General features: G+C 66.1%; 8 protein-coding genes and 1 pseudogene. 4 read left to right on the forward strand and 5 right to left on the reverse strand.

The features are described 5' to 3' along the window. Window positions 1-318 precede the first annotated feature (318 nt). The 3 genes from ACREEF_RS10085 to ACREEF_RS10095 are packed head-to-tail and all read right to left on the reverse strand — an operon-like array spanning window position 319 to window position 3,798. Window positions 319-1,209 carry a TniB family NTP-binding protein gene (locus tag ACREEF_RS10085; RefSeq protein WP_431565452.1) on the reverse strand — a complete coding sequence of 297 codons (891 nt, stop codon included), beginning with the start codon at window positions 1,207-1,209 and terminating at the stop codon, window positions 319-321. After that, entirely contained in the window at window positions 1,209-3,119 is a 1,911-nt protein-coding gene (locus ACREEF_RS10090) for a Mu transposase C-terminal domain-containing protein (RefSeq protein ID WP_431565453.1), read from the reverse strand. Before ACREEF_RS10090 ends, ACREEF_RS10085 begins: the two co-directional genes overlap by 1 nt. Further along, entirely contained in the window at window positions 3,106-3,798 is a 693-nt protein-coding gene (locus ACREEF_RS10095; RefSeq protein WP_431565454.1) for a TnsA endonuclease N-terminal domain-containing protein, read from the reverse strand. Before ACREEF_RS10095 ends, ACREEF_RS10090 begins: the two co-directional genes overlap by 14 nt. Before the next feature lie 133 nt (window positions 3,799-3,931). On the opposite strand from ACREEF_RS10095, the pseudogene ACREEF_RS10100 reads away from it, so the two are divergent. The 3 genes and pseudogenes from ACREEF_RS10100 to ACREEF_RS10110 all read left to right on the forward strand — a co-directional run. Continuing rightward, a pseudogene (locus ACREEF_RS10100) lies at window positions 3,932-4,678 on the forward strand (ATP-binding protein); the annotation flags it as partial. A gap of 54 nt (window positions 4,679-4,732) precedes the next feature. Beyond that, window positions 4,733-6,268 (forward strand): response regulator, encoded by a 1,536-nt coding sequence (locus ACREEF_RS10105; RefSeq protein WP_431565455.1) that lies wholly within the window; start codon window positions 4,733-4,735, stop codon window positions 6,266-6,268. A 41-nt stretch (window positions 6,269-6,309) separates the two neighbouring features. Next, window positions 6,310-7,989 carry an AmpG family muropeptide MFS transporter gene (locus tag ACREEF_RS10110; protein ID WP_431565456.1) on the forward strand — a complete coding sequence of 560 codons (1,680 nt, stop codon included), beginning with the start codon at window positions 6,310-6,312 and terminating at the stop codon, window positions 7,987-7,989. 61 nt (window positions 7,990-8,050) lie between these two features. Here the strand turns inward: ACREEF_RS10110 and ACREEF_RS10115 are convergent, their stop codons facing one another. Then, entirely contained in the window at window positions 8,051-10,330 is a 2,280-nt protein-coding gene (locus ACREEF_RS10115; protein WP_431565457.1) for an NADP-dependent malic enzyme, read from the reverse strand. 86 nt (window positions 10,331-10,416) lie between these two features. Next, entirely contained in the window at window positions 10,417-11,307 is an 891-nt protein-coding gene (gene dapF, locus ACREEF_RS10120; RefSeq protein ID WP_431565458.1) for a diaminopimelate epimerase, read from the reverse strand. A gap of 49 nt (window positions 11,308-11,356) precedes the next feature. On the opposite strand from dapF, the gene ACREEF_RS10125 reads away from it, so the two are divergent. Continuing rightward, window positions 11,357-12,160 carry a potassium channel family protein gene (locus ACREEF_RS10125; RefSeq protein WP_431565459.1) on the forward strand — a complete coding sequence of 268 codons (804 nt, stop codon included), beginning with the start codon at window positions 11,357-11,359 and terminating at the stop codon, window positions 12,158-12,160. Window positions 12,161-12,205 lie beyond the last annotated feature (45 nt).

Genomic DNA, 12,205 nt, shown 5'->3' on the forward strand with positions numbered 1-12,205 from the left:
GGCCGACCCGCTGCGCAGGATGAAAGCTGCGCGGCCCGGCCTGTTGCTCACCCCACGCTGCGAGGCGTAACTAACCCAAGGACTCTGGTCGCCGCTGGATGAAACCTCAGAGGCACGTCACCGTCGATATCACGCGTGAGCGGCGGGGGGCTCGATCGCCATGAGACATGCCCAAGTGCATAGGGCTTGATGTCCATGGCGTGAGCTGCGCGCAGGAACCACGATGAGAAGAGCTCGTCGGTTCGGGGGCACCCTCGAAAGGGCCATGGAGTGTAGAAGTTGGGCGCTTTGTCGACCAAGACGCGCCCTCCGCCTGAGCTAGACGGCCTGGATCATGTCGGGGGTGATGCGCTCTTCTCCTGACAGGATTGCACGAATAGCGGCCTCCCTGAGAACATCAGACAGATCGCCAATCCGGCCGCTCGACACTTCATAAAGCGTCGTGGCCATCTCGGGCTGGGCGAGGGATGAAGGATGCTTGAGAGGGATCAGGCGCTCAAAACTTCGCAGTAGTTTTCGCCAGTCGTCATTGTCTCGCCAAGCCTCAAGTTTGATCCGTGAAAATCGCCGATGAAGCTGGTCCTCTTTGTTGAAGACCATTTCGACCGCCTCGACGCCCGCGACCACTAGGGGAATGCCCGCCTCGTTTGTCAGATTCTTGATGACGACGTTGAAATGAAGGCGCTGATCGAACCGTCCCGACAGAGCGTTGTGGAACTCATCCAGCATGACGATTTTGGTCTGGTTGTTTGCCAAAAGCTTGAGCACGGTCTGGCATTTGGCCGACGCCGAATAGCTGATCGGCAGGGGAAACCCCATCGCCCTGAGGATGTTGTCGTACAGTCGGCCTTCGTCGCCCTTGGGCGGGGTCTGTACCCTCACGACCGGCAAGACCGCCCAATCTCCCATAGTTTCGGGATCCTCGGCCTCGGCCGCGACGGCCGCCTTCTGATTTACCGCTTCGGCCCAACGTTCGAGGATGGTCGATTTGCCGACGTTGGATTCGCCATACACTAGCAGGTTTTTAGGGCGGCTCGACGGCGGCGTTTTGAGCATCATGTCCAGCTTCGCATGGACATGCTTGGCGTCGTGATGCCCTATCCAGATAGACTTCCAATTGTTGAGAATACGATCCTCACCTGGAGTGGCGAGGTAGGTTCTCGTTTTCTCTGTCAGGTGCGCGCCGTCGTCGGATGTGATGTCAGGCATTAGCTGTCCAGGTCATCGAAAACGTCGTCGCTATCCACGACCTTATGCGGGGCTGGTGTGATGGACATCTGTGTTGCGGTCGGTGCTATCGTCGAGCGGGGGCGCGGATCAGGTCGGGAACTTTCGATCACCGCCTGCTGCCGCGTCCGGGTGCGGGCGTGGTGTTTCTTCTGTTCGGCGGCGCGCCGTACACGGACGGTCTCTTTTTCTGCGGCCCGAACGCGGGCTTGGCGTTCCGTTCGCTCCTTGTGAGCATCGAAGATGTTGTTCTCATCCGGGCGCGCGTGGCCCTGCTCCTGCGCCCGTTTCTTGGCGGCGCGATGCTCCCATATGTTCATGGCGACGCCACGCGGGTTTCGCAGGGGCACGGTGAGATAGACTTTGGCGTCTTCATCCCAAACATAGACTTCGGACAGGTCGTGGGGGTCGCGCCTGATGATGAAGTCCTTCTCCGGGGTTCGGGCATACCGCTGTCGGATGATGACCAGGGCTTCGGAATCGTAGTGCAGCATGTCCCACTGAATGCCGTAGTGCTGGAGCTTGCGCATCGTGACCGGAAGAAGCTCCTTGCGGAGCCTGGCCAGATCGTCCGCCTCGGGGGGAAGTTTCTGAATCTGACGGCCAGTCTCCACATCGAAGAAGAACGACCGCCACTTTTCCAGAGGCGACATGCCCAGTTCCTTCCTGGGCGTATTGATGTGTTCCTTGATGACGCTCAGCAGGTAGAGTTCCAGATCGGCCAGCGTGAGCCTTGCGGTCTTGCGCGGCTCGGCCTTTTTCGCACGCTCAGCGATGTTCGATCCTGTAGCGCCAGGCAGGTGCTTCACGCTGTGGGCTAGCTTGCCGAAGTACCTCTCGATGTGCGGTCCATAGCGCGGCGTCTTGACCTTGCGGTTTACGAGCTTGGTGTTCGCGTACCGCACGAACCTTTGCATCATTGCGCCGCGGAACTCCTTGGCGTTGTCTGCGTGGATCATCTTCATGACGCCCCAGACGGGCCAGTCCATGGCGACGCCCAGCTTCGTCAGCCACTTTTCCTTGCGTGTTATGGAATGGAAGATCGCCATGCCGGCGCTGGACGCGCCGGGCGGATCTAACGACAGATAGTAGCCGGTGGGCATGAAGCTGAACGTGTCGATGCACATGGCCAGCCAAGGGCGCCCGATGGGTTGCCGCGTGGTTTCGTCGACGATCTCGATGTCATACTGCCAGTAATCGATCTGGACTGAGCTGAGCGGCGATCCTGCGAACGGATAGCTTCCCATCAACCGCTTCTTGGCGTCCCTGGCGGCGCGCTTTCCTTCGCGAGCTTCGAGCACCACCAGAGGATCCAGCTTCTCGATACGTCGGAAGAATGTCGCGCGGCCTGGAGGTTGAATCCCCGCATTTTTGAATGCGGGCCTCATGTACTCATCCCACACGGTTGTGGGCGTCGGCTGTTTGCGCTGGAGATAGTGTTTTCGAATGACCTCCTGCATCACGGCCTCGGTCGCCTCATCGAGACGAGAGCCTGATCGTCCCTGACCTCCTTCCGGCAAAAGGGTCATGGGGTCAGCTGGGTCGCAATCCTTGATCCGGCGATAGACAGTGGCGCGGCTAACTCCGAGAGTTTCTGCTGCCTTGTCGGCGAGGGCAGTCCTTTCTCCTCGCCGAATGCCGCCGTCCAGAAGTGGTTTTACCGCATCGAACCAGCGAAACGCCTCGGCCTTCTCATCCGGCGTGTAGTCGTCGAACGCGCGTTTCGGCGTCTCGACCGACGCGACGTCGTCGATTTCAGCCCTGCTGACCGATCGCAGATCACCGCTTTTGAAGCGCACCAGGTAGCGGTCGAGATCTATGACCTGGACCAGTTCAGCCGGGCGACCATCAACGGAGACCTGTTCGCCGACTTCCAGTTTAAGTCCCGTCAAATATTTCCTCCAGCGCCGCGTCCACCCACCATGTCACGACCGTCTCATCTGTGATTGGGGCGTCCAGATCACATAGCAGCCGGCGAAGTCCGATGAGGTTGTATGCCGCCTCCATAATGGAGCCGCGAATTGCGCCTTCGTCTTCGAGGCGGAGACGTATTTCACCTAGTCGCTTCGGTCCTTTGTGACGTACGAGCGCCCGGACACGCTTTATCATTTCGCGGTCCTGCGGTTGGAGCATCACTGGCGCGATCAATTCGGCATTGGCCAAGCGCGGAGTGCGGATCGTGCGCTCCGTCACGACGCGGTAGCCGATGCCCATGCGGGCGAGGTGACGCTTGGCCGCGCGATATTTGGGCCAGAGCGAAGCCCGTTGCTCGCGCAGGACCGAGAGAGGCTTCACCTCAAACATCACTTGCCGCTGCGGGAAGGGGCGCGGCATGGCGCTGTGCCAGGAAACCAGAACATCAGGGGTGTAGGTGCGTGCCTGGCCGTCGACCTTCAGCTGCAAGGTGGTCGGCTGGGTCACGACATCATGAATGCCGTTGTCGATCTGCAACAGCGTGAGGAAGTCCATTTCCAGTTTGGACTCAAACGGCAGATGCCCGCTTGGGAAGCGTGAGGGCAGCGCTCCGGTAATCGAGCGATGGCCCGGCGGGATTCGACGGCGGGTTTCCATGTCCCGATCTTGTCGCATAATTCGCGAGATTCCTAAATTTTTTCGCGTCTCTTGAGAGACTAAACTGTTGTCAAAAGGGCTTTTGGGGCGGGGTAGAGGCTCAGAAAGTTCGCATTACCTGTGAGATTAGACAGGCGGCCTGCGGGCCAAGCCGGGCGAGGCGTCGCTGGCCCACAACGGCGTGCTCTTCCTCGACGAACTGCCCGAATATTCCGCCCAGGCGCTCGACAGCCTGCGTCAGCCGCTGGAGACGGGCGAGATCGTGGTGGCGCGGGCCAACGCCCATGTCCGTTATCCGGCGCGCTTCCAGCTGGTGGCGGCGATGAACCCCTGTCGTTGTGGTCTGGGCGGATCAGGGCGCGGCGCCTGCGGCAAGGCCCCGCGCTGCCGGAAGGACTATCAGAACCGCATATCCGGCCCGATGTTCGACCGCATCGACCTGACGGTCGAGACCCCGCCCGTCACCGCCGCCGACATGGCCCTGCCCGCCCCCGCCGAGGGCACGGCCGAGGCTGCCGCCCGCGTGGCTACGGCCCGCGCCCAGCAGGAGGAACGGGTCCGCGCGGCGGGCTTCGACCCCGACAAGGCGCGGGATCAGGCTATCAACGCTCGCGCCTCGGGCGAAACCCTGGATCGCTTCGCCGCGCCCGACGACGCGGGTCGCGCCCTGCTGATGCGAGCCGGCGAGGCCGGGGGGCTGACGGCGCGCGGCTGGACCCGGACCCTGCGGCTGGCGCGCACCATCGCCGATCTGGACGGCGCGACCGGGGTGCTGCGCCGCCACGTGGCCGAGGCCCTGATGTATCGGCGCACGACGGTGGGGGCGCAGGGCGATTTCGACCGCCAGACGGCGCATCGCAGTGAGACGCCCGCCTTCTGACGTCTGAAATCCTCGTTCGGCCACGCTTAACCCTTGGGCGCTAGGGTGGCTGTCATGGGACAGGCACGCAGAACGCACGCACCGACCGACATCACGCCCGCCGCGCCGTCGGACGCGCCGGAACAGCAGTTTCTGCGCCTGATGAGCCATGAGATGCGAACCCCCTTGAACGGGGTGATCGGCATGCTGGGCCTGCTGTCGCGGACCAAGCTGGACGGCGCTCAGCGCGCCTATGCCGAAGCGGCGCAGAAGTCGGCGGAGCACCTGCTGGGTCTGGTCAACGACCTGCTCGACTTCGCCCGACTGGAAGCCGGGGCGCTGGAGTTCGATCCCGCCCCTGTCGATCTGGAAGGCCTGACGCGCGGCGTGGCCGAACTGCTCAGCCCCAAGGCCCACGACAAGGGGCTGGAGATCGTCTGGTCCGTCGCCGCCGACGCGCCCGACGTGATCGCCGACGAGGGCCGCCTGCGTCAGGTCCTGTTCAATCTGGCGGGCAACGCCGTGAAATTCACCGACCGGGGCGGGGTCCGCCTGACGGTCGAACGCGCCGGCGGGACCGCCGCCCGCCCGCGCCTGACCTTCGTCGTCGACGACACTGGCCCTGGGGTGCCGGAAGAGGCGCGCGGCCGCATCTTCGACGAGTTCGGCCACGCCGACGCCTCGGACGCCGCCCGTTTCGACGGCGCCGGTCTGGGTCTGGCGGTGGTGCGGCGTCTGGCCCAGGCCATGGGCGGCACGGTCGCCGTGAGCGATAGGCCCGACGGCCCCGGCGCCCGGTTCCGGTTTGAAGCCCCCTTCCCCGTCGCCGACACCGCGCCGCGCGCCCGTCCTCTGGATGGCGTGGTCGTGGCGGTGCGCACCCCTGACCCCTTCGTGCGTCAGGCGGCGACGGCCCAGATCGAGGCCTCGGGCGGCCGCGTCGCGCGTCAGGCGGGCGTGACCCTGATCGACCACGCCATGGCCGAGGACGGCGTGCTCGCCGTCAAACCGGCCCAGGGCGAGGCCGTCATCCTGCTGAAGCCCAGCGAACGCGACCTGATCGACCGTTACCGGACGGCGGGCTTCCACGGCTATCTGATCAAGCCCCTGCGCCGCGCCTCTCTGGCCGAGCGGGTGCTGGCGGCGGCGGGCCGACGTAAGGGGCTGGCCGTCGCCGTCGGGCGTGGTCAGGACGACGATCGCGTGGCGCCCGTCGCCTTCAAGGGGCTGCGCGTGCTGTTGGTGGAGGACAATCCGGTCGGCGCCCTTCTGGCCCGCACCCTGCTGCGCCGCGAGGGCTGCGTGGTCCAGACCGCCGCCGATGGGCATGAGGCCTTGCAGACGCTGAAGGACGCCCGGTTCGACCTGATCTTCATGGATATGCGGATGCCGCGTCTGGACGGGCCGGGCGCGGCGCGGGCGCTGCGGGCGCGGGGCGAGCGCACGCCGATCGTGGCCCTGACCGCCAACGCCTTTGCCGAGGACCGCGTCGCCTGTCTGGAGGCGGGCATGAACGACCACCTGACCAAGCCGCTGGAGGCCGACGCCCTGCGCGCCGCCCTGACTCGCTGGACGAACGTCGGCAACCGCGCCAAGGTCGGGGCTCAGTAACCACGACCGCCCGTGTCCGGCGGCGTCCGCCGGAGACCTGCATGCTTGATCCCAAGACGCCCGCTTCCGAGGTCGCGGCCCTGCAGCCGTCGCCCAAGGGCCTGGGCGTGCTGAAGGCGGCCTTCCGCGAGCGGCGCACCCTGGCCATGCTGCTGCTGGGCTTCTCCGCCGGCCTGCCCTTCGCCATGCTGTTTGGCACCCTGAACGCCTGGCTGTCGGACGCGGGCGTGTCGGTCGCCACCATCGGCGTCCTGTCCTGGGTCGGCCTGTTCGGCGCCTTCAAATTCCTCTGGTCGCCGTCGGTTGGCCTGACGCCGCCCATCATCGGGCGGATGGGACGGCGCCGTGCGTGGCTGATCCTGTGTCAGGTCGTGCTGGTCGGCGCCCTGTTGACCATCGCCCTGTCGCATCCGGGCACGGGCGCCATCGCCATGCTGGCGGGCGCGGCCGCCCTAGGCGCCTTCGCTTCGGCGACCCAGGACATCGTCATCGACACCTGGCGGATCGAGGTGGCGGACGAGCGGGTTCCGGTCGACCTGCTGTCCACCGTCTATCAGCTGGGCTTCCGCACGGCGGCCCTGGTCGGCGGGGCGGGGGCTCTGGTGTTGGCGGATCATCTCGGCTGGTCCTCGACCTTCGTCATCGGCGCGGGTCTGATGGGCCTGGGCCTTCTGGGCACCCTGATCGCGCCCGAGCCCAAGCCGGCCCCGAAACAGGCCATCGCCCGCGAGCGCATCGGCTCGCCGCGTCTGCGCATGACGGCTCTGGCCGTCACCCTGGCCGCCTGGGTCTGGGCCGCCTTCATGCTGATCCGCTTCATGGTCACGGCCCTGAGCGTCACCCCGGCGCCGAGCGCGGGCGAGTTCACCGCCACCTGGGGGCCGTGGATCGTCGGCGGGGCGGTCATCCTGCCCGCCCTGCTGGCCGGGCTGATCGTCTGGCGCGGCGGCAAGACCGCGTCGGCTTCGACTGCCCGCGACGCTCCGGCCCTGGTCAACACCCTCTACGACGCCATTCTGGCGCCCCTGGTCGAGCTGATGGGGCGTCTGGGCTGGGGCGCGATCATCGTCCTCGGCCTGATCCTGACCTACCGCATCACCGACGGGGTCTGGGGGCCCTTCGCCTTCCCCTTCTACATGGGCGACACCGGCGGGGCGCTGGGCCACACCAAGACCGAGATCGCCCTGGCGTCCAAGACCTTCGGCGTCGTCATGACCATCCTCGGCATCGGCCTGGGCGGTTGGGCGCTGCTGGTGATCGGGCGGATGGCCAGCCTGCTGCTGGGGGCGGCGCTGTCGGCGGCGACCAATCTGCTGATGATGGATCTGGCCCTGGGCGCGCCGGTCATCCACGGCTTCATGCAGGTCAGCGGCCTCTACAAGCTGTTCGGCCTGTTCCACCTGGGCGAGCCGATGGCGCGGCTGATGCTGGCCATCGCCGGGGAGAACATCGCCGGCGGCTTCGCGGGCGCCGCCTTTGTCGCCTATCTGTCGGCCCTGCCGAACAGGATGTTCGGCGCGGTCCAGTTCGCCGTCTTCACCTCCCTGACCCTGCTGATCGGCACCCTGGGGCGCGGGGCCCTGGGCGAGCTGATCGAGCGTCAGGGCTACGCCGCCATGTTCGTCATCGCCGCCTGGCTGGGCCTGATCGCGGTGGTGTTCTGCGCCGCCGAGTGGGTGCGCCAGACGCTCGAACTGCGTCGCCTGAAGCGGGAAGCCTGAAGCCCAAACGCAAAGAGGCGGCCCGAAGGCCGCCTCTCATCGCGTTCGCATGGGCGATGCGTCAGTCTTCGACCGGCGCGCCTTCGGCGTAGGCGGCGAAGGTGGCGGCGGTGATGATCTCGCTGACCGAGGCGCCCAGGGGCACGATCTGCACCGACTTCTCCAGGCCGACCAGCAGCGGGCCGATCACCGTGGCGCCGCCCAGTGACTGGACCAGGCGCGTCGAGATGGCCGCCGAATGGATGGCCGGCATGACCAGGACGTCGGCGTCGCCGGTCAGGCGCATGAAGGGATAGTTGGCCCGCGCCTCGGGGTTCAGCGCCAGCTCGGGCGGCATTTCGCCTTCGTATTCGAAGTCGACGTCCATGCCGTCCAGGATGCGGATGGCCTCGCGCACCTTCTCGCCGCGGTCGCCGGGCGGGTCGCCGAAGGTCGAGTAGCTGAGGAAGGCCACGCGCGGCTTGCGGCCCAGCTTCTTGACCGTGGCGGCGGCCTTGACCGCGATCTCGGCCAGTTCGGCGGCGTTGGGCAGTTCGTGGATCGAGGTGTCGGCCACGAACAGGGTGCGGCCCTTGGCCAGCAGGATCGACAGGCCGATCATGCGGTCCTTGACGTCCAGGACGCGGCGGACCTCCTTCAGGGCCATGTTGAAGTTGCGGGTCACGCCGGTGACCATGCAGTCGGCGTCGCCGCGCGCGATCATGGTGGCGCCGAAATAGTTGCGGTCCTGGTTGATCATGCGCTGCACGTCGCGACGCAGATAGCCGCGACGGCTCAGGCGTTCATACAGCCAGTCGGTGTATTCGACGTTGCGGCCGGAGGTGCGGGCGTTGACGATCTCGATGCCCAGGTCGTCGAAGTTCAGGCCCGCCTCGGCGGCGTTCTGGCGGATCAGGTCCTCGCGGCCGACCAGGATGGGTGTGCCCAGGTCGCCCTGCTTGAAGGCCCAGGCGGCGCGGATGACCGCCTGTTCCTCGCCCTCGGCGAAGACGACGCGCTGCTTCGGTCCCGAGCGCACGGCCGAGGAGATCTTCTGCATCAGGGCGGCCGACGGATCGACCCGCTGCTTCAGGGCGATGCGATAGGCGTCCATGTCGGCGATCGGCTTGCGCGCCACGCCCGTCTCCATCGCCGTCTGGGCGATGAAGGGCGGGATGTACCAGATCAGGCGCGGGTCGAACGGCGTCGGGATGATGTATTCCGGGCCGAACTTCAACTTACGGCCGCGATAGGCGGCGGCCACTTCGTCCGGCACGTCTTCGCGGGCCAGGGCCGCCAGGGCCTGGGCGCAGGCGATCTTCATCTCGTGGTTGATCTGGCGCGCGCGGACGTCCAGCGCGCCGCGGAACAGATAGGGGAAGGCCAGGACGTTGTTGACCTGGTTCACATAGTCCGAGCGGCCGGTGGCGATGATGGCGTCCGAACGCACCGACTTGACGTCTTCCGGGGTGATCTCGGGGTCCGGGTTGGCCATGGCGAAGATGATGGGATTGGGCGCCATGGAGGCGACCATTTCCTTCGAAATGGCGCCCTTTGCGCTAAGACCGAGCACCACGTCGGCGCCGACCATGGCCTCGGCCAGGGTGCGCAGATGGGTGTCGGTGGCGTGCGCCGCCTGCCATTGCGAGACGTTGTCGCGGCCCTTGTAGATGACGCCCTGGCGGTCGCAGATGACGGTGTTCTCGGCCTTGACCCCGGCGGCCTTCATCAGGGCGATGGACGACAGGCCCGCGGCTCCGGCGCCCGACAGGACGACCTTCACGTCCTCCAGCTTCTTGCCGACCACGTGGCAGGCATTGATCAGGCCGGCGGTCGAGATGATGGCCGTGCCGTGCTGGTCGTCATGGAAGACGGGGATGTCCAGCAGGTCCTGCAGCTGGGCTTCGATCTCGAAGCATTCCGGGGACTTGATGTCCTCCAGGTTGATGCCGCCCCAGGTGTCGCCGATGTTCTTGACCACGGTGATGAACTCGTCCGGGTCGGTGGTCTCCACCTCGACGTCGAAGCTGTCGACGTCGGCGAAGCGCTTGAACAGGACCGACTTGCCCTCCATCACCGGCTTGGACGCCATGTGACCCAGGTTGCCCAAGCCGAGGATGGCCGTGCCGTTCGAGATGACGGCGACCATGTTGCCCTTGGACGTATAGTCGTAGGCCTTGTCCGCGTCGGCGGCGATGGCCAGGACCGGCACGGCCACGCCCGGCGAATAGGCCAGCGACAGGTCGCGCTGGGTCGCCATCGGCTTGGTCGGGGCCATGGAGATCTTGCCCGGGATCGGATCGCTGTGGAACTCCAGAGCGTCGTCGTCGGAGAAGGTCTGTTTGTCGGTCAATTCGGGCATTTCGATCTCGGGAAGGGCAGGCGCTCTTGTTCCTAGATCGTGGGACCGATGGGGACAACCGCTGACGCTACGTCAGGGGCGATTGCTCAGCCTTGTGGCAAAAGCCCCGTGCGCTCGACCTCGACCGGGCCGGTCATGAAGACGTGGCCCGACGCCTCGTCCCAGTCGATGACCAGTTCGCCGCCGTCGACCACGATCGTCGCCTTGCGCTCGGTCAGGCCGCGCCGCGCCGTGGCGACCAGGGCGGCGCAGGCGCCCGTGCCGCAGGCCAGGGTCAGGCCCGCGCCGCGCTCCCACACCCGCAGCCGGATGTGCTCGCGATCCAGCACATGGGCGAAGCCGACGTTGACCGCCTCCGGGAACAAGGGGTGGTGCTCGATCAGCGAACCCACGCCGCGCACGAAGGCGTCGTCCTGCTGGTCGGTGAAGAAGACCACGTGGGGATTGCCCATCGAGACCGCGCCGGGCGTGTGCAGGACGGGGGCGTCGATCGGCCCGACCTGCAGTTCGATGCCGCGCGTGTCCATCTCCTCGGCCAGCGGCACCTGGGTCCAGTCCAGGCGCGGCGCCCCCATGTCGACGGTCACATTTCCCTTGGCCGCGGTCGTCGGCCCTTCGGGACCTCCCGATCCGACGCGGCCTAGTGCACGCTTGGCTGTCGTCGGCCCGGCCAGGGTGTCGATGACCACCTCTTCCTTGTCGGTCGCCTCCAGCAGCAGCCAGCCGACGCAGCGCAGGGCGTTGCCGCAGGTCTCGACCATGGAGCCGTCGGCGTTCCACACCCGCATGAAGGCGTCGGCGCTCTCGGACGGCTCGACCCCGATCAATTGGTCGCAACCCCCGGTCGGCGAGGCGGGATCGCACAGGGCGCGCACCTCGGCTTCCGTCGGGTGGAAGGCCTCCTCGAAGGCCTGGACGACGATGAAGGCGTTTCCGGCGCCGTTCATGCGGATGTAGGGGCGAGCAGCCTGGGTCATATCCGCCTTCATATAGGATTTTTCCGGCTTTCATGTATCGCTGGCGGTGATGACGTCCGAACCGAGCGACACCGACCATCATCAGGGCCTGCGGCTGCGGGCGCGGCTGCGTTATCTCTATCACGGGACCCAGCCCAGGGCGGTGAAGTTCCGCCTGATGGTCATCGTCATCGACCTCGCCATCATCGGCTTCTTCCTGGCGACGCCGATCCTGAAGGAGGCGGGCTGGGTCTTCTATGTCGCCGACTATGTCATCGCCGCCATCCTGGCGCTCGACCTGGCGGCGCGGGCCTATGCCTGGTCCGACATCCGGGACTGGCTGAAGCGGCCGATCGTCTGGGTCGACCTGTTCGTTCTGGCCACCCTGCTGTTTCCGGTCTGGCTGGCCAACCTCGGCTTCCTGCGGCTGCTGCGGCTGTGGAGCCTGCTGAACAGCGACCTGTTCTGGCGCACTATCGGCCGACGCTTCGACGACACGAGGGTCGAGGAGATCACCCGGGCCCTGGCGGCCCTGATCACCTTCGTCTTCGTCGTGACGGGCTTCGTCTATGCGGCCTTCCGGGGCAAGGCCGAGCACATCGACGGCTATTTGGACGCCCTCTATTTCACCGTCGCCACCCTGACCACGACCGGGTTTGGAGACATCACCCTGCCCGGCAACTGGGGGCGGGTCACCTCCATCATCGTCATGCTGGTGGGGATCACGCTCTTCATCCGTCTGGCCCAGACCCTGATCCGGCCGCACAAGGTGAAATTCCCCTGTCCGACCTGTGGCCTGCAGAAGCACGATCCTGACGCCGTTCACTGCAAGGCCTGCGGCCAGATCCTGTGCATCCCCGACGACGGCGGCTGAGGCCCGACAGCCCTTTCTGCGACGAAAGATGACAGGCTTGTAAGG

The sequence above is a fragment of the Brevundimonas sp. genome, from assembly GCF_050729455.1.
In the GTDB taxonomy this organism is placed as follows: Bacteria; Pseudomonadota; Alphaproteobacteria; order Caulobacterales; family Caulobacteraceae; genus Brevundimonas.